This is a genomic window from Xanthobacter versatilis, from assembly GCF_043193975.1.
GTDB classification, from domain to species: Bacteria; Pseudomonadota; Alphaproteobacteria; order Rhizobiales; family Xanthobacteraceae; genus Xanthobacter; species Xanthobacter autotrophicus_E.
The window spans coordinates 1-259 of the sequence record NZ_JBAFVB010000040.1 but is presented as its reverse complement, the minus strand read 5'-3'; the positions used below and the strand labels follow the sequence as shown (position 1 = coordinate 259).

At 67.6% G+C, this 259-nt stretch carries 1 pseudogene; it reads right to left on the bottom strand.

The window, feature by feature from the left end:
- Window positions 1-259: pseudogene (locus V5F66_RS22290) on the bottom strand (DUF2285 domain-containing protein); the annotation flags it as partial.

The window sequence follows — 259 nt, the reverse complement described above, 5'->3', positions numbered from 1 at the left end:
ACCGACCGACCCTCGACAGTGCGCCAGAAGCGGGTCAAGGCCTCCACCCGCCCAATCGTGTCCGCGTCCAGCGGAATCAATGCCGCCAACGGCGCGTCGGGGCGAGTCCCGGTCAGCAGCAGCAATTGCGCGGCATGAGATGCCGGACCATGGACCCAGTATCGGCCTTCGGTGCTATCGCGCGGCTCAACCATGCCGCCGAACGACACGCTGGGCGCGCCCGGAAGAAACGCGGGCTGTTGGGCGAGAAGCACGACGT